At 42.6% G+C, this 18115-nt stretch carries 18 protein-coding genes; 15 read left to right on the forward strand and 3 right to left on the reverse strand.

Going from position 1 to position 18115, the window contains the following annotated elements; translation table 11 throughout:
• A partial coding sequence (locus BLQ57_RS21100; RefSeq protein WP_175444648.1) for a hypothetical protein occupies positions 1–289 on the reverse strand: 289 nt, incomplete at its 3' end.
• Positions 290–572: 283 nt separating this feature from the next.
• Here BLQ57_RS21100 and BLQ57_RS05705 point away from each other — a divergent pair.
• The 4 genes from BLQ57_RS05705 to BLQ57_RS05720 all read left to right on the forward strand — a co-directional run bounded on the left by BLQ57_RS05705 (position 573) and on the right by BLQ57_RS05720 (position 5425).
• Positions 573–2087, forward strand: coding sequence for a Gfo/Idh/MocA family protein (locus BLQ57_RS05705; protein ID WP_087938373.1), 1515 nt, complete (start codon positions 573–575; stop codon positions 2085–2087).
• A 322-nt stretch (positions 2088–2409) separates the two neighbouring features.
• Positions 2410–3699, forward strand: coding sequence for a T9SS type A sorting domain-containing protein (locus BLQ57_RS05710; RefSeq protein WP_087938374.1), 1290 nt, complete (start codon positions 2410–2412; stop codon positions 3697–3699).
• A 29-nt stretch (positions 3700–3728) separates the two neighbouring features.
• A complete protein-coding gene (locus BLQ57_RS05715) occupies positions 3729–4307 on the forward strand; it encodes a hypothetical protein (protein ID WP_087938375.1) in 579 nt (192 codons plus the stop codon).
• A gap of 182 nt (positions 4308–4489) precedes the next feature.
• The gene (locus tag BLQ57_RS05720; protein ID WP_087938376.1) at positions 4490–5425 is read left to right on the forward strand and encodes a TIM barrel protein; all 936 of its coding nucleotides are present in this window, start codon (positions 4490–4492) and stop codon (positions 5423–5425) included.
• A 115-nt stretch (positions 5426–5540) separates the two neighbouring features.
• On the opposite strand, the gene BLQ57_RS05725 is transcribed toward BLQ57_RS05720, so the two are convergent.
• The gene (locus BLQ57_RS05725) at positions 5541–6110 is read right to left on the reverse strand and encodes a transposase (protein ID WP_087938377.1); all 570 of its coding nucleotides are present in this window, start codon (positions 6108–6110) and stop codon (positions 5541–5543) included.
• A gap of 251 nt (positions 6111–6361) precedes the next feature.
• Between BLQ57_RS05725 and BLQ57_RS05730 the strand changes: the two genes are divergently transcribed.
• Positions 6362–6568: a type II toxin-antitoxin system VapB family antitoxin gene (locus BLQ57_RS05730; RefSeq protein ID WP_087938378.1), complete on the forward strand. Its 207-nt coding sequence runs from the start codon at positions 6362–6364 to the stop codon at positions 6566–6568.
• Positions 6568–6966, forward strand: a complete 399-nt coding sequence (locus BLQ57_RS05735) for a PIN domain-containing protein (RefSeq protein ID WP_087938379.1) — start codon at positions 6568–6570, stop codon at positions 6964–6966. The genes BLQ57_RS05730 and BLQ57_RS05735 overlap by 1 nt, the downstream gene beginning before the upstream one ends.
• A 48-nt stretch (positions 6967–7014) precedes the next feature.
• On the opposite strand, the gene BLQ57_RS05740 is transcribed toward BLQ57_RS05735, so the two are convergent.
• Positions 7015–8013 carry a PD40 domain-containing protein gene (locus tag BLQ57_RS05740; RefSeq protein ID WP_087938380.1) on the reverse strand — a complete coding sequence of 333 codons (999 nt, stop codon included), beginning with the start codon at positions 8011–8013 and terminating at the stop codon, positions 7015–7017.
• A 352-nt stretch (positions 8014–8365) separates the two neighbouring features.
• Here BLQ57_RS05740 and BLQ57_RS05745 point away from each other — a divergent pair, with 352 nt between their 5' ends.
• The 9 genes from BLQ57_RS05745 to BLQ57_RS05785 all read left to right on the forward strand — a co-directional run bounded on the left by BLQ57_RS05745 (position 8366) and on the right by BLQ57_RS05785 (position 18094).
• Positions 8366–8761, forward strand: a complete 396-nt coding sequence (locus BLQ57_RS05745; protein WP_087938467.1) for a VOC family protein — start codon at positions 8366–8368, stop codon at positions 8759–8761.
• A gap of 53 nt (positions 8762–8814) precedes the next feature.
• Positions 8815–10212, forward strand: a complete 1398-nt coding sequence (locus BLQ57_RS05750; protein WP_169712717.1) for a S1C family serine protease — start codon at positions 8815–8817, stop codon at positions 10210–10212.
• A 97-nt stretch (positions 10213–10309) separates the two neighbouring features.
• Positions 10310–10537 (forward strand): VF530 family protein, encoded by a 228-nt coding sequence (locus BLQ57_RS05755; protein ID WP_205635613.1) that lies wholly within the window; start codon positions 10310–10312, stop codon positions 10535–10537.
• A gap of 215 nt (positions 10538–10752) precedes the next feature.
• On the forward strand, positions 10753–12006 hold the full coding sequence (metK, locus tag BLQ57_RS05760) for a methionine adenosyltransferase (protein WP_087938382.1): 1254 nt from the start codon (positions 10753–10755) through the stop codon (positions 12004–12006).
• A 200-nt stretch (positions 12007–12206) separates the two neighbouring features.
• Positions 12207–12416: an addiction module protein gene (locus BLQ57_RS05765; protein ID WP_087938383.1), complete on the forward strand. Its 210-nt coding sequence runs from the start codon at positions 12207–12209 to the stop codon at positions 12414–12416.
• The gene (locus tag BLQ57_RS21650; protein ID WP_087938384.1) at positions 12413–12709 is read left to right on the forward strand and encodes a type II toxin-antitoxin system RelE/ParE family toxin; all 297 of its coding nucleotides are present in this window, start codon (positions 12413–12415) and stop codon (positions 12707–12709) included. Before BLQ57_RS05765 ends, BLQ57_RS21650 begins: the two co-directional genes overlap by 4 nt.
• 177 nt (positions 12710–12886) lie before the next feature.
• Positions 12887–15061, forward strand: a complete 2175-nt coding sequence (locus BLQ57_RS05775; RefSeq protein WP_087938385.1) for a bifunctional alpha,alpha-trehalose-phosphate synthase (UDP-forming)/trehalose-phosphatase — start codon at positions 12887–12889, stop codon at positions 15059–15061.
• A 342-nt stretch (positions 15062–15403) separates the two neighbouring features.
• A complete protein-coding gene (locus BLQ57_RS05780; protein ID WP_394331256.1) occupies positions 15404–16417 on the forward strand; it encodes a DUF3500 domain-containing protein in 1014 nt (337 codons plus the stop codon).
• Positions 16418–16465: 48 nt separating this feature from the next.
• On the forward strand, positions 16466–18094 hold the full coding sequence (locus BLQ57_RS05785) for an arylsulfatase (RefSeq protein WP_087938386.1): 1629 nt from the start codon (positions 16466–16468) through the stop codon (positions 18092–18094).
• Positions 18095–18115 lie beyond the last annotated feature (21 nt).

Raw genomic sequence — 18115 nt, forward strand, 5'->3', positions numbered from 1 at the left:
TTCCGTCCGGGAATTGATAAGAATAAAAATCTTCCCAATCCGGCTCTTTTTCGAAGAAGGGTAAAATCAAATCATGGCTAAACTCGCGGGCATGGGCTGAACCCGGCTTGGGATGCAAAAGCACCTTATTCTTTTCATACCAAGACTTTACTTTTTGGATCTCCGGGCTGAATTCCTGTTTCTCGGAAATCTGTACATCATCCTCCTGAATACAGGAGAACCCTATCAATAGGAGGACTGATAAACAGGCAATAGCGCAAAGGCGCAAAAGACTTCTCTTATCCTTCAAGAAAGAAATAAAATGGAAGGAGTGGGGGGGGGTGTTAAATTAGTTTTCATTTTACGCTGAAAAAGATTGACGAATTATTAAGAATCAATTATAAGACTAGTCCACAATAAATCCTATAAAAATTTGGGAATTTTTTACTATTGCTGCTTTTCCTGCTTTTCAGAAAGCAGGGTTTTCTATTCATCGGCTTAAGCAGTCTGGCTTCTGGAGAAGAAGGACAACAAAAATTCTCTTTTTTCCCTGAATTCCTTAAATTCCCATTCAAACCCAAAAAACCTTAATAATGCCTCTACCTGATCACCTCAACCGCCGGGATTTTCTGGCTTCAGCAGCCACTTTTGCTGCTTCTTTTACCATCGTTCCGTCAAACGTCATCGCCGGACTGGGGAAAATTCCTCCATCCGATCAATTGACGGTAGCCAATATCGGTTGCGGAACGCAGGGACTACGGGAGATGGGAAGCCTACTGCAAAATCCCAAAGTGCGGGTGGTAGCCGTCTGCGATGTAAATAAATTCTCTACCGACTACTTCGATTGGTCGCCCTATGGCATTCGGGACGGAATCCGTGAGACCTTAGGCGATAAATCCTGGTGGGAAGGAAAGCCCGGAATCCCGGGTGGCCGGGACATCGGACAGGAATATGTGGAAAAATTCTACGCCAAAAACAAACCCTCCGGTAAATACAAGGGTTGCGCCAGCTACGAGGACTATCGGGAGCTTTTTGCCAAGGAAAAGGGCATCGACGCCGTCAAAATTATGACTCCTGACCATACCCATGGGCCGATCGCTTTAGCGGCCATGGACCAGAAAATGCACGTAGTCACCCACAAACCCATCGCCAACCGACTTATCGAAGGGCGAAAAGTCATCCAAAGAGCTAAAGAAACCAGCTTGGTCACGCATTTGTTGGCTTGGTCCGACCGACCCGAATACCGACAGATCAAGGCATGGATGGATGCCGGACTGATCGGGGAATTGCAAGAAATCCACAACTGGTCTTATCGACCCGTCTGGCAGCAGTGGACCAAGAGACCAACTGAATCTCAGGCTATTCCCGAAGGATTAAACTGGGAACTTTGGCTCGGCCCGGTGCCAGACATGCCCTATCACAAAAACTATACGCACAATGTCTTCCGTGGCTGGTACGAGTTTGGTGGAGGATCGGTGGCGGATATGGGACATTACAGCTTGTTTCCACTTTTTGAGACTTTAGGCATCGACCGAAGTCCTGTTTCCGCCCGGGCTTTTGGTACGACTACCCGAGAGGAAGTCAATCAGGTCTATCAATGGGTCAAAAATGACGTAGCTTTCCCAGCCAGCTGTACCATCAAGTGGAACTTTCCAGCCCAAGAGAAGTTGCCCGCTTTTGACCTTTTCTGGTATGATGGGGGAATGAAGCCTTTTGCCTGTGAAGAATTGGAAGTTGATGGAAAAGACACACCGGAAGAAGGTTTGCTGATCGTGGGTTCCAAAGGGAAAATCCTGGGCGGATTCCGTGGTGAAAATCCGGTGCTTTTACCAGAAAGTACCATGATGGCAGGCCGTGATTCAGAACGGATCAATTCCCGGGAAGTGGAACGAAAAACTGATCAATGGGTGGATGCCATGCTGGAAAAGCAACAGACACCAGGCAGTTTTACTCGGGCTCAGTGCATTACCGACACCATCAATCTGGGGGCAATCGCCTTGCGCGCTGGCAAAAAGATAGATTTTGATGCCAACTTGGTCAAAATCACCAATGATGAAGCAGCAAATCAATTGCTGACAAGGGAGTATCGTGCGGGGTGGGAAGTTTAGGAAAGTGGACGCAGTAGGCAGTCACAGTTTTCAGTTATCCTGCTTTTTCGAAAGCAGGATTCAATGATTAAGTCCAGCTTCTACAGAAACAGGACAACATAGAAATATACCAAATCGGTGCTTCCGCTTTTCCTGTTTTATACTATTTCAAGAAACTAATTACCTTTAGAGTTTTTAATCGAATGACATTAATTTTAATCAATATTTTTTTGTACATATGAATGGATCTAATTCAAATAAGTAGTTGACAATGAAATATTATGCTTTTTATTTGTGCATCTGAGCTTTTTTTGTTTTTTTTATTTAAATAATTTAAGAGGGTATGAAATATAACCTAATTTTTAATCTACTACTTTTCCTTTGTTTATATTTTGTTCTTTTAGGGCAATTGTTTAGCCAGACAGTTGAAATCTCTGGTCCAACAACTGTATGTCCTAATAATTTTTATCCAAATGGAGAACTTGGGCACGATTACACTGCTCAAGCTGTTATCAGTGGATCAAATGCTACATGCACCTATTGGCAGTGGTTCATCATTAGGCAAAGCGATAATTTTCAAATAGACGGTGGGGCTGGGAATACAATTTCTGATTATAATTTTACTGAACCGGGAGACTACATTGTTAGATTTTTTGGGAATAGTTGTGGATTTATTAACGTTTTCAATGTCTCAGGGGATTTACATGTTACATCTAGAGTTGAAATGCCAAATAAAATAAAGGCCGTAACATCTCCAAGTATTTGCATCCCAGGTCAAACCTATACCTTTGAAACTGATCCACCCCTTGGTCTTGATGATGAAACATGTTATTATCATTATGAGTATTATTGGACTGCTCCTCAAGGCTGGAGTATAAATGGGGGAAGTAATTCATTTTTTGGTTTTGGTGCTTCTGCAAATATTATCGCCCCTTCTAACACCCCTCCAGGTAATTACACTATTTCAGTACAAGCGACAATACCCAACGGACAACCGGGTCCTTTTCCAAACAATCGATACCTAAGCGATCCAAGAAATTATTCTGTTCGAGTAGGAGATATTGATTCATCCCAAATTTACGTTTCAGGTACTTCAGCAGTCTGCAATGGAAACACATATACTTATACAGCTATAGTACCTGGTGGGCATCAAGCTGGTTATTCTTATGATTGGTATTTTCCTTCTGGATGGAGTTTACAATCCAGTAATGTCAACACCATTACTTTATATGTACCCACATACAATACATCGTATGGTCCAGTTAGGTTTTCTGTAGACATAGGTTGTGGCCCTACAGGATATTCAGGTATTACTACCTTCCCTTGTAATTACTCGTTAGGAAGCTTTATGGTTTACCCTAATCCATCCATAGACGAACTAAATATAGAACTTATTGAAGACCAAAATTTAAATAAAAACCAAGAACACGGGAAGGAAACAAAAGAAGATGCTCGGATATTTCAGGATTTTAAAGTGGTATTATATGATGAGGATCAGAAAATGGTCAAAGAAGGAGTTTCCAATCAAAGTAAAATCAAATTAGAAACGAATAATTTGAAATCAGGAACCTATTATCTCTATATTTTTTTAGAAAATAAAATTTTCACTAAACAAATAATTATTTATAATTAAAAAAAATACTTTAAAAAAATTAAAATAACATGTCGCTCCTTAAATACTCAATTATCATTTTGGGTGTTTTTATTCAAAGCAAAGTATTTGCTCAAAGTGAAGAAGAACCTCAAAATGAAATTTTTACTGCAAAAAATGTAGTTTATGCTGAATTTGCAGGAAATTCGGGTGGTTATGCATTGAATTATGGACACACCCTATACCAAAAAGACCGACTGAAGCTCCAAGTGAGCGCGGGCTTTTCCATGCTTTATCGGAAAGGCAGTGAACGTATTTTCAATCAATATTGGGTACCCGTGATTCCACTTGAGCTATCGGCTTTTATTGGGAGGTCTGATCATCACTTAGAGCTGGGAGCGGGATTTTTTGCCCTGCGAAATCGGACCTATTCTTTTGATGAAACTTACCCGAACAATGTAAGAGAACAAATACACTGGGACCAAAATATCCTAGCTCGGCTCGGCTATCGCTATCAAAAACCTGAAGGAGGTTTCTTTTTCAGAATCTCATATACCCCCACCGTGGCATTTTCAAATTCAGATGCTGCTGAAAATCAGGTAAGCTTTGTTCCATTTGGAATGGGCGTTAGTTTAGGCCTTAGCTTCTAATAAAATCAAAGCTGACTTCAAAAGAATAATTCCTTCAATCAAGAAGAACCTTCAATTGCTTTCCCATTTTTTGCAACGCATAATCTCTCAAAATCATTATCTTGTTTTTCATTAATCCTCCAAGGAATCAAAACCTTTGGAGGGCCTTAGCAAAACTCAATAACCCATAAACCTAATCTTCCATGACCAATCGAAGAAATTTTCTCAAAAATTCCACCCTAGCCACCGCAGCCTTAGGCCTAGGCTTACCTCAATTTTCCTTCGCCATGAAAGCAGCCGATTCTCCCTTCAAAATCTCCTTGGCCGAGTGGTCAGTCAACCGGCTGATTTTTGGTAAAAAGCTGGACCATTTGGATTTTCCTTTGGAAACCAAAAAGCATGGCATCCATGCGGTGGAGTATGTCAACCAGTTTTTTATGGATAAAGCCCAAGATAAAACCTATCTCAAAGAGATGAACACCCGATGCCAAAACGAAGACATCACCCAAGTGCTCATCATGGTAGACAGGGAAGGAATGCTCGGAGCAAAATCAGAAAGTGACCGAATACAGGCGGTAGAAAACCATAAAAAGTGGATCGAAGCGGCAAAATTCCTCGGTTGCCATACCGTTCGGGTCAATGGCTACTCTGATATCGCCTGGTCAGAGAATCCTGCTGATGCTGCGGAAGCTTCCAAACTCGTCAGCGATGGCATCCGAAAGGTATGTGAGTTTGCCGAACCCCATGGGATCCATATCGTGATCGAAAACCACGGGGGCTTTTCCTCCAATGCGAAATGGCTGGCCGAAACCATCCGAAACGCCGACCATCCACTTGCCGGAACCCTGCCTGATTTCGGCAATTTCCGTATCGCTACAGTGGATGATAAAGCGGTATCCTACGACTCCTATCGTGGAGTGGACGAATTGATGCCCTTGGCCACCGGAGTCAGCCTCAAGCCCCGAGTATGGGACGATGCCGGAAATGAATCCGAGCTCGATTATGAGCGCATGATGAAGCTGGTTCTTTCCCACGATTACCATGGGTATGTCGGTATCGAGCACGGCACCCAAGACCGGGAATGGGAAAGTATTGTGGAGATTCGGGAGATCTTGGAGGGTTTGCAAAAGTCCCTTTAATATGAGCAATAGGAGGATCCTGTTTTTGAAGAATCCTTCGTGGTTTTAGAAACCTCAAAGGATCTACCCAACCTTTGAGGTTTTTTTTTGACCTCGAAGGTTTCTTGCTTAGAGCCTATTCAAGCAAAAGGGCATCAGGAAGATATTCTGATTTGATGCTTTCATGTTCTTTTCTGAAAAATTCCAGCCCTCCAAACCATTCCAAGACAAATGATCTTTCTATTTTGGTAGACTTTTGTGATAAAAATGTATCGTATGAGGAGTATTTCCAAGACCTGAAATTATCTGTAAAGCCATGTTTGGCTGGATTATGATGAATATACAGGATCAATCTAGTCAGATAGCTTTCTTCATTAACTACTTTCCTTTTGAACTTTCGCTGAAATAAGGCCCCATTCCTTGAGTAGGTTTTATTAAATGCCTTTGTATAAGAATTCAAAAAATCAGAAAATGCCTTTACTACCTTCTGATTTTGGATAGGATTTTTGACCCTAACTAAAAAGTGAAAGTGATTTGGAATTAAACAATATGCAAAAGTTGCAAATACTCCAGAACAAAAATGATCATATTTTTCAAGGAAAAACTGATAGTTCCTTTCTTCAATAAATAACAGTTCGTTTCCCACAGACCTGGAATAAATATGAAAAATTCTGCCTTCCTCGAAGATATATGAACTTGCACTCATAGATGTTTTTTAAGACTGTTCGAATTTAATAAAAATCCTTCGAGGTTTTAGAAACCTCAACCAATACCCCCAACCTTTGAGTTCTTTTTTTGACCTCGAAGGTTTTAATTCCTAACTCCAATCCTTCGAGGTTTTAGAAACCTCAAAGGATCTACCCAACCTTGAGGTCTTTTTTTGCAGGCCTCGGAGGTTTTATAGATTGAAACATTTATACGATTATTCATCGTATATTAGGGCAAAATCTTATTACTATGAAAGTAACAGCCTTGATATCCGACGAGTTGATCGCCGAAGCCATGGAGCTTTCCCAGGCAAAAAACATCACTGAAACGCTCCGAATAGCCTTGGAGGAATATATTGCTACTCAAAAAATTAGATCCGCTGCTCAGGAAATTGCAGCTGAACCCCTAGACTTTTATTGGACGGCAGAGGAACTTAGGAATAAAAACAATTCTTAATGGGAGTAATCTTTGATACTTCCATTTGGATTGAGTATTTCAAAGCCAATCCAGCTTATTTTTCAAGCTGCCAGAGCCTTTTGGACCGGCGATCGGTTTGTACCTTGGATATCATTTTTGGGGAATTGGTCCAGGGAGCAAAAGGGAAAAGAGAATTGGAAATACTGGACCTATTTTATCAGAACACACCAAAAATCAAGGATTCAAATCTTGGATATCACGCGGGGCTTTTCTCTCAAAAATACCAGCTGTTGAATCAGGGAAAAGGCCTTATTGACACTGTCATTATTTTAGCTTGTCTGGAGAATGGACTGCAAATTTGGTCTTTGGATAAAAAAATCAATCGTTTTTTAGAGGAATCCTTTTCCATTCATCTCTTTGATCCTAAAGGAATCTAACCTTTGAGGTCTTTTACAGACCTCGAAGGTTAGATTTTGGAATCAAGGCTAAAACTTCGGTATTCCCACAAAATACAAATCGAATCCACCCAATCCACCGGGACGGTTGGAGGAGAAGATCATCAATTGATTTTCAAACCCCATAGCGTTCGAGACCACAGGTCTGTATTCATCGAATTCGGAATTGATCTTGGGGCCGAAGTTTTCCGGCTCGGTCCAGCCACCTCCACTGCGAAACGAGTAATACAAATCGTAGCCTCCATATCCTCCAGGACGGTCAGAGGAAAAGACCAGCAAGTCCCCGTAGACAAAAGGCATGTGGTCATTGGAGGTGGTATTCATCCCGATTTTTTGGATATCCTTTTCTTCGGCACTTTGGAGGTATTCCAACACCGATCCGCTTGCTGGCAAATCCACCTCATAGATATCAAAAGTCCCATCCCGATCCGAGCTAAAAAGCATTTTTTCAGGTCGGCCTTGGCTTTCTACTCCAGCACCTTTCAAATAATCGGCTCCATAAAAGGAGGGGTACATTACACTCGATCCATTTTCCATTAGTCTCAAAGAAGCCTCAGCACCATCGATTTCCTGTGAGTTAGCTTCTCGGGGTTCGGAAAGAATGGAATAAACACCCTCGGCATCGTCCCGGCTAAAGAGCAAAATATCTCCAGCTTCCGAATCAAAGAAGGTATATGGCCCTTTTTCATTGAAATTCGTTTCCGTTTTTCTGACCCAATCTCTCAACCAGGTATCAAAAAGGGTATTACCTCGATCTACTCTTAAGAATCCCTCTGACTTATCCCAATAAAAAACCAAGTTGGATTCTACTAAATTAAAATGATTGGGTTGAGAATTAATTCGATTGGATGAAAAAACAAGTTTAAACCCATGATTAATTGTGGGTACATCCGAATTAACATCGTCAAATGGAGAATTGATTACTGACAAATTGGTCGCCTCTTCCGGGAAAATGCCGACAGGGTATTTGTTTTGGTTACAGGAGAGAAGACCAACAAAGAAAACAAATAGAATTATTGACTTTTTCATCTTAATCCGGTTATCATTTTTAAACTGTTGTAAAATCAGTTCAAATCCCCGCTTCCAAGACCAAAATTTGATTGTTTGATTGTTTGATTGTTTGATTTCATAGTTTCACTGGAAAAGTGTAAAAGTTTATGACTAAAACTAGGGAAAAATTTCTAAAATCAAGTATGCCAGATAGATATTCATCATTTTTTAACACTAATTTTTATTGGATAAAGCATAATCAGTAAAGAGAATGAACTAACCCTTCGAGGTTTTAGAAACCTCAAAGGATGAACAGCTTAAACTGCCAATTAGAAACTAGTTTAATCTACATTAGTACTTGTAAAACAATATCAATTATTCTCAACTTAGTATGCCCCAGCAACTCGGACAACTCTCCTTGCTCGTCAGAGACTATGACGAAGCCATCGACTACTATACCCAAATCTTGGACTTTGAGCTTTTGGAAGACACCAAACTCTCAGAAACCAAGCGATGGGTCAGAGTATCTCCGCCAGGGTCCACTTGCCATTTGCTTTTAGCCAAAGCAGCCAATGAAACTCAAGAAAGGCAAATCGGATTTCAAGCCGGCGGACGGGTTTTTCTCTTTCTTTACACCGATGATTTTTGGAGAGATTATAAAACATATTCGGATCGTGGCGTGGAATTTATCCGTGAACCGGCAGAAGAAAGCTATGGAACGGTTTCAGTTTTTAGAGATTTGTATGGAAATCTATGGGATCTGATCGAACGAAAACAAATCGTTTAAAGCCAAAATTTTTTATCTTCTGCTTTCTATCTTTTACCTCTCAAGAGAAAATCATGTCCAAATCAACCCGCAAACTCAATGATGTGGCCCGACAAATGATGAGTGGAGTCGTGCAGATCCTCGTCGAAGGCTACTTGGAAGAAGACATTCAATCCGTTTTGAATCCCGCCATACGGATTCCGGGTATTTGGTCAGGTTCTGGATTTTTTGTCAAATACAATGATCTCGAGGGCTATATCGTAACCAATGCCCATGTGGTCCGCAATGCAGTGAAAATAGAAATCAGCTCCATGCTGACCAGTGAAGAGCGCTTTAAGGCGGAAATCGTAGGCTTAGTCAAGCAACTCGAGCCGGATGTAGCCCTGATCAAACTCAGCGAAAAGGAACTGACTCGCTTTAAAAAACTGGCGATCCAACCTATCGAGTACTTGGAGTTGCGTGAAGGAAGCAGTCCCTCAAGAGGTGAAGCCATCAAAGCAATCGGCTATCCCCTGGGCATGGCCGAACCCAATATCACCGGAGGAGAGATCACCAATTTCATCTCGGGTTCTGAGTTTAGTTCCGAACGATACGTGACCAATGCTGCCATCAATCCGGGAAACTCCGGCGGTCCAAGTATCAATGAGGATGGGAAAGTAGTGGGCGTAAATACTGCAGTCATCGTCAATGCAGAAAATATCGGTTTCATCACTCCTGCCAGCTTTGTGAAAATCATTATCGAAAACCTCATCCTTCTGAATGAACCCAAATTTGCAGGCATAGGCGGGAAACTTCAGAAGAATTCAGAAAATTTCAATCCTTTACTGAAGCAAGGACAAGCTAAAGGAGTGATTATTTCCCAAGTGATATCCAATGGATTTCTAGAGGCGGCCAAACTTCAGGCGAGAGATGTGATACTTTCCATCAATGGGATAGAATTCGATCGGCATGGGATCGTGATCGGAAAAGAGGGACTTTACCGACATACCAATATTTTTGATGTCATGAAGCTCGTTCCGATCGGGGAAGAGGTCACCATCAACTATTTGAGAGCGGGAGAAATTCACCAAACGCAAGCCCAAGCCATGCCAAATCCTGAGAAAGGCATCATTTCCAATCCGATTTTGAGTGAGAGAAGCTTTTTGGAGATTTTTGGGATGATCGTACAGCCCCTGAGCTTTGAAATCATTCAAGCTATCCAAGAAGTGGATCCCTATGCCCAAATCGAAATGCTCAAAATCCTCGATCGGGACAAACCCATGCTGGTGGTTACCCATATCCACCAAGGTACACAGACAGATGAAATGGAATGGCCTCTCGGTGAACTGATCATCAAAGCAAACGATCAGGAAATACATACCTTGGAGGAATTGCAAAAAGTCATCGAAAACTCGTCAAAGGAGGCTATACTTCTGGAGTGCATGAGTGGGACCATTGGATATTTCCAACTTGAGGAAGAAAGTGAAAATTAAATATTTTATAATTTTTACCCCTTTGCTAAGTAATCGGATAGTTAGAAAAACAGGATTTACAATAATTCGTAACTTTAATTCTATATTCATTATTCCCTTGGAACATCAACCTAACAATCCCCTTCACGGCATTCGCCTCGACACCATCTTAGAGCAATTGGTCGCTCATTATGGATGGGAGGAACTGGGTGAGCGCATCACCATTCGCTGCTTTACTCATGATCCGTCGATCAAGTCCAGCTTAAAATTCCTCCGAAAAACCCCTTGGGCCCGAGAGCGGGTTGAAGGCTTGTATTTAAAAATGCAGCGGGATATGAAAAAGTAGCTAGGAAGCAGGATTGAGGTTTTGAGTATTTTTTCTAGTTTTAAAACAACAATTTCTTCAAATCCCGAAAAGGCCACTTTGACCATCCTTAGCTTAAGCCATTCACTGTATCAAAGTTGGAGCTAACCTTTCCCATCATCCTTAAATGGTTTTTTATTTCCCCCACAAACCCTATTTTTGGGCTTTCTTTGAAAAACGTATAAGCACGCAAGTTTATGGCATATCTATTTACCTCAGAGTCAGTATCTGAGGGTCATCCTGACAAAATTGCTGACCAAATCTCCGATGCACTGATCGATAACTTTTTGGCATTTGATCCGAGTTCCAAAGTAGCCTGCGAAACCCTCGTCACCACCGGACAGGTTGTACTCGCCGGAGAAGTCAAATCGGACATCTATCTCGATGTGCAAAAAATCGCCAGGGATGTGATCAACCGTATCGGATACACTAAAAGTGATTACATGTTTGAAGGCAATTCCTGTGGGGTACTTTCTGCTATTCACGAGCAATCCGCAGACATCAATCAAGGTGTGGAGCGTCAAAGCCCCGAGGAGCAGGGGGCAGGCGATCAGGGGATGATGTTTGGCTACGCGACTAATGAAACCGAAAACTACATGCCGCTGGCATTGGATCTTTCTCATCGAATTTTGAAAGAATTAGCTGCCTTGCGACGCGAAAATAAGGACATCACTTACCTCCGCCCCGATTCCAAAGCACAGGTGACCATCGAATACAGCGATGACAATGTCCCTCAGCGAATCGAGGCGATCGTGATTTCTACGCAGCACGATGATTTTGGTACCGAGGAATCCATGCTCGCCAAAATCAAGTCCGATCTCATTTCCATTCTAATCCCTAGGGTAAAGGCCGGATTGACTGAAGACATTCAAAAGCTGTTCACCTCAGACATCAAATACCACATCAACCCAACCGGGAAATTTGTGATCGGTGGACCTCATGGTGATACCGGCCTCACCGGCCGAAAAATCATCGTAGATACCTACGGCGGCAAAGGTGCACATGGTGGGGGAGCATTCTCTGGGAAAGACCCTTCCAAAGTGGACCGATCCGCAGCCTACGCCACCCGACACATTGCCAAAAATATGGTGGCAGCAGGCGTAGCCAGCGAAATGCTGGTACAGGTTTCCTATGCGATCGGCGTCGCAGCCCCTATGGGCATCTACGTCAACACCTACGGTACAGCCAATGTAGGCATGACAGACGGAGAAATCGCCAAAAAGATCGAAGAGCTATTTGATATGCGACCCTATGCCATCGAGCAGCGGCTCAAGCTCCGCAATCCGATTTATGAGGAAACTGCCGCCTATGGCCACATGGGACGAGAGAACGAAGTGGTTACCAAGACTTTCTTCTCTCCTTACCGGGATGAAATCAAACTTGATGTAGAGCTTTTCACTTGGGAAAAACTAGACTTCGTCGATAAAATCAAGTCGGCATTTCATTTATAAAACAACAAGCCTCTCGAAATTCGAGAGGCTTTTTTGTTTATTTGAAAAATGTTTAGCCACAACGAATTCTCCATCCACCCTTCCATTCCCAGTCATTTTTCCTATATTTAAGTACGCAAATGGCAATGATGGAGTTGGTTTAAGTATAAATTTTAAAGATTAGTTATTCGAACTATGAGTATTGCAAAAAATATTTTCAAATGAAAATCACTATAGAAATAGAAGAAAGTCGATTTCAAACCTTTCTAGAATTTATTAAGACCTTGGATTATGTTTCTGTGGAAGAATTAAGCCCTTCTATCCCCCAATGGCAAATAAATGAAACAGAAATAAGATTGAAGCAAATTCAAGAAGGGAAAATGAAAACTAGAAGTTGGGAGGAGGCCCAGGACGAGCTCTTTGAAGGATGAAGAAATTTTTTCTAGAAATATCTTTAGCCGCTGAATTAGATATAAAAAACGCCTACCATTGGTATGAAAGGGAACGTAAAGGCTTAGGAAAAAAAATTAAAGCTGAAATCATCCAATCTTTTATAAAAATTAAAAACTCCCCTTTTTTGTATCAAATTCGATACACAACTATTCGAATTTGTTTTTTAAACGGTTTCCCATTTGGAATCCATTATACCGTTTGGAATAGTAAAATCATAATCGTTTCTGTTTTTCACACTGCCCAAGATTCAGACAGGTGGTCCTCGATTTGATAAAAAAAGCTGGCCAGTTCTTGAAAGAAATTAAAAAACTCCATTTTTCGTGCTTTTCACTTTCATTCATGAAATCTCCATCCACCCTTCCATTCCCAGTCATTTTTCCTATATTTAGCTAATCACCTTTTTGAAAAGGTCTGTTCTTTTCAAGTTTTTAACTGCAATACCTTACCTATGGCAAAAACCATTATTGTATCCAACCGATTGCCCATTTCACTGAGACATAGAAATGGACGCTTTGAATTCAAACCCTCAGCCGGAGGACTCGCGACCGGTCTGGGCTCCATCTACAAATCCGGCGAAAACATCTGGATCGGATGGCCCGGGAATACGGTCGATGATCCCGAGCAGCGAGCAGAGATCATTCTCGAACTTCACGACCTTAAAATGGCCCCCGTTTTCCTCTCTAAAGAAGATGTGGAGCAGTTTTACGAGGGCTTTAGCAATGAGACCCTTTGGCCTGCATTTCATTATTTCACCCAATACATGACCTACAATGCTGAGCATTGGGAGGCTTATGTTCGAGTCAATCAGAAGTTTTGCGAAGCAATCCTCAAAAAGGCCGATCCGGATGATACCATCTGGGTGCATGATTACCAATTACTCCTGCTTCCTCAGATGCTACGGGAAGTTTTACCCAATGCCACCATTGCATTTTTCCAACATATCCCATTTCCCTCCTACGAAATCATCCGCATGATCCCTTGGAGAAAACAACTCTTAGAAGGCGTCTGCGGTGCCGATCTGATTGGCTTTCATACCTACGATGATATGCGGCATTTTATGAGTGCAGTGGGTCGAATTACCGGACTATCCAGTGAAAGCGGATACATTCAGGCGGATAACCGCATCATCAATGTGGACTCTTTCCCTATGGGAATCGATTATGACAAATTTGCCAAACAGGCCAAGAGTAAAAAGACCCAAAGCATCGTCCGGGAATTTACCAAACAGGTGGCCGATCAAAAGCTGATTATTACCATCGATAGGCTAGATTACTCCAAAGGAATCCCGCAAAGAATTCACGCTTTCAACCAGCTACTCAAAGAACACAAAGAGCTTCGAGGCAAGGTCTCCATGATTATGATCGTAGTCCCTAGTCGGGACAAGGTTCAGTCCTACAAGGAACTCAAAGAGGAAATAGATTTGCTCGTCGGCCGGATCAATTCGGAATATTCCACACTCAACTGGGTACCGGTTCATTATTTCTACCGCAGCTTTCCTTTTGAGGAGCTCAGTGCCTTCTACAATATGTCAGACATCGCGCTCGTCACTCCCTTGAGGGATGGTATGAATCTGGTCTGCAAAGAATACGTGGCCAGCCGAACGGATCAGACGGGGGTATTAATCCTCTCAGAAATGGCCGGAGCGTCTAAGGAACTTCAAGACGCTGTATTGGTCAACCCCAATGATCAGCAAGGTGTGGTCGATGCAATCTACAATGCGCTGACCATGAAGCCTGCCGAGCAAAAGGCCAGAATTTCTTCCATGCAGGAAAGTCTCAAAAAATACGACATTTTCCAATGGGTAAAAGTCTTCCTAGACCGAATCGAGCATGTCAAAGAGAAGCAGGCCGAACTCACCTCCAAAGACGTGGACACCAAAGTCCTAAACGAGATCGAAAAATCCTTCAAAGCAGCCAAAAACCCCGTACTATTCTTGGATTATGATGGTACATTGACGGGATTTGTCGCCAATCCCAACGATGCCAAACCGGACGCCGAACTCAAGGCTATCATCAAAGGACTCAGTCAAATCGCCCAAGTGGTCATCATTTCCGGTCGGGACAAGGACACCCTCGGCACTTGGTTTAAAGGCCAACAAATCGACATGATCGCCGAGCATGGAGTCTGGGTGAAAAGGAAAGAAAACAAAGGAGACTGGGAGCTCTATGCTGAAGTGGATGACAGCTGGAAGGATGACATACGCTCGGTGATGGAATATTATGTTCTCCGTACGCCAGGAGCTTTTATCGAAGAAAAGCATCATTCTTTGGTGTGGCATTACCGCAAAGTAGAAAGTGGCCTGGGAGACTTGCGTATGCGGGAACTCTTCAGTCACTTAAAATACATGGCCCGCGGTCATAATTTGCAAGTATTGGAAGGCAACATGGTCCTAGAGATCAAGCGTCCTGATATCAACAAAGGCCGTGCAGCTACGGCTCTGATGAAAGGCAGCGATTATGATTTTATACTTGCCGTCGGTGACGACTGGACCGATGAGGATACGTTTAAAGTCATGCCAAAGAATGCCTATACTATTCGAGTGGGATATGCCTATACCCAAGCCAATTACAACATTAAATCCGTCCGTCAAGTGCGGAATTTATTGGGAAAACTGATCGATTAAAAATAAAAAAGGCCTGTCAGGCTTTTAAAACCTGACAGGCCTATCTTTTTAAGCCTATAAATCGACTCGGGCTCCTCATAAACCAAATTTACATCCCACAGTCTGAAAAGATAAAAATTGTACTCCTCTTAGTAGTCTTGACTTTTATCACTACCTTATAGTCAATTAACTCTCTTTTGCAAAGCCAGTTTGGAAAGTATAAATAGAGTTTACGGCCAACTATTGTTTAAAAATATTTTGTTTAGCCGAATCTCGAATATGATTTGGTTGCATGTTACATTAAATTTTATGATGAAAAATCTTCTCCTCTTAGGGATTGGACTATTCTGGAGCCTTGAGACAATGGCCCAATCGGTCCCAATGCTAAGATCCAAAACATTAAGCTTGTTAGAAACATTAGACCCAAGTCAGAAAGAGCTTGTATTGCAGCCCTTTGCAGACAGTTCCCGCACCGAATGGACCAATCTTCCTCTAGGATTAGCTGCACGAAAAGGGCTCGCTTATGGCGAATTTTCAGAAAAAAGCAAGATTGCTTTTCATCAGATATTGAGTGGAATTTTCAGTTCACAGGGCTATCTCAAAACCTTCGCCATCATGCAGGTGGACGACATTCTTCACGAACTTTTTGAAATTCAATACAGTCGTGGACAAATCCCAGACAATGCCATCCAAATGATCCGCGGACTCGATTGGGACTACGGCAATTACTACCTCTTGATATCGGGAGATCCCGAAAAAGATGAAATGTGGGGGTTGAAATTTGAAGGGCATCACATTTCCATTAACCTGACGGTTGCCGGAGATGAATTTACCATGACCCCCTTGTTTTTTGGTTCTGATCCTGCCGTAGTCGAAGACACACAGTACGCAGGCCTGAGACCACTGAGCAAAGAAGAGGATTATGGGTTTTGGTTTGTCAATTCACTTAATGAAACACAAAAAGCAAAAGCTACACTGGCTGGAGACGTGCCGGGAGATATCATCACCAGTCCAGATCGTCCACAGTGGCTGGAGGATTTTCAGGGCATCAAAGGCTCGGAACTCACAGAAAGCCAACAAACTCTCCTTCATTATTTAATCGAAGAATACATAGGAAATCTAGACAAGGAAAAAGCAGAAGAGCACTTGGCTACGCTCCATACGCGCGGAATGGATGAAGTTTATTTTGCATGGATCGGGAGCTATGAGCCCATGAAGCCCCATTATTACGTGATCCACAGTCCGGATTTTCTAATTGAATATGACAATGTGGGTTTTCTGGACAATGCCAATCACATCCACACGGTCTTTCGAAAAAAGGGAAATGATTTTGGTGAGGATATTTTGAAAAAGCACCGAATGGCTCATGAGCATTAAAAAGTCCCTAAGCATTGAGTCAAATAGAAAAAGAGAGGAATAACTAACATGCATAATCGCTATTTGATTTCCATTTTACTCCTCCTGTCTATTGCCTGTCAAAGTCCTGAAAAAGAGATAAAAACCAAAGCTCCCAACATCCTTCTGATCGTAGCCGATGACTTGGGTTATGCAGATCTGGGATCCTTTGGGGGAGATATCACCACCCCTAATTTGGATCAATTGGCCAAGGAAGGCATTCGCTTTAGCAACTACCACACAGCGCCATTTTGTGCTGTGGCTCGTGCAATGATGCTCTCTGGAAATTACAGCCATGTGGCTGGAATGGGTTCGCAGGACTTGGTCACTGATGTACCTGGCTATGAAGGACATTTAAGTGACCGAATCGTTCCTCTGCCCGAACTTCTTCGGCAGGCCGGCTACCGCTCTTTCACCGTTGGCAAATGGCATCTAGGGCTACGTCCCGAGGACAATCCTCATCAAAAAGGATTCGAAAACTCCTTTGTCACCCTAGAAGGCGGAGCGAATCATTACAGTGAGCGAGGAATTTTTCCGGAAACGCCCACCTCACTCTACACCGAAAATGGACAGCCTAGCCAATGGCCTGAAGGGGTTTATTCTACCGATTTTTACACCGATAAGCTTATCTCCTATATCAAATCCAGCCGAGAAGACGATCGTCCATTTTTTGCCTTTGCTGCGTATACTTCTCCCCATTGGCCTCTTCAAGTGGATCCAATCTACTGGAAAAAATATGAGGGCCGCTACGATGAAGGTTACGAAGTTCTACGAGAAAAAAGGCTGGGATCCCTCAAAAAAGCTGGTCTGATACCACAGGATGCCCAACTCCCCGACATCCATCCTGAAGTGACTCCTTGGGATTCGCTTTCTCGGGAAGAGCAGCGAAAGGAAGCCCGAAAAATGGAGCTCTATGCTGGAATGGTCGACAACCTTGATTACAATATTGGCCGATTAGTAAGTTATCTAAAGGAAAATGGATTGTATGAAAACACACTGATCGTCTTCGTTTCTGACAATGGAGCGGCAGCTGAAGACTTTTATTACAGTTCCTATTTCGGTCCCTTCCTACAGGAGCAATACACCGACAGCTACGAGGTCATGGGTACTGAAAACTCCTTTATTTCCTACGGTTCTCAATGGGCCGAGGCAGGGTCCGCTCCCTTTCGTTATTTCAAAGGATATACGACTGAGGGTGGAATGGTAGCCCCCATGATCATTGCCGGTCCTCAGGTAGTAGAGACGAATGCCATCAATGATCAATTTTTGACAGTGATGGACCTAGCCCCTACCTTTTATCAATTGGCTGGACTAGCATATCCTGAGGAGTGGAAAGGTAAAAAAGTCAAATCTTTAGCCGGAAAATCTCTTTTGCCCTTACTCCATGGTGCAGAAGAATCAATTCACGATTCTACCTATGTATTTGCTTTGGAGCATAGAGGTCGAATCATGCTTCGAAAAGGCAAGTGGAAGCTGCTCAATACAGCGCTTCCCTTCGATCCGACCAATTTTGAATTACATAACCTTGCTGAGAGACAAGACGAACAGATAAATCTGAAAAAAGAATATCCGGAGAAATTCAAGGAACTCATGCAGGAATGGGAAAATTGGTCCAATTCCGTCGGGGTACAATTTCCAACACCGCGAGCCAGTAATTAATCAAAATACAGATCCCAAAAT

The sequence above is a fragment of the Algoriphagus faecimaris genome, assembly GCF_900101705.1.
In the GTDB taxonomy this organism is placed as follows: domain Bacteria; phylum Bacteroidota; class Bacteroidia; order Cytophagales; family Cyclobacteriaceae; genus Algoriphagus; species Algoriphagus faecimaris.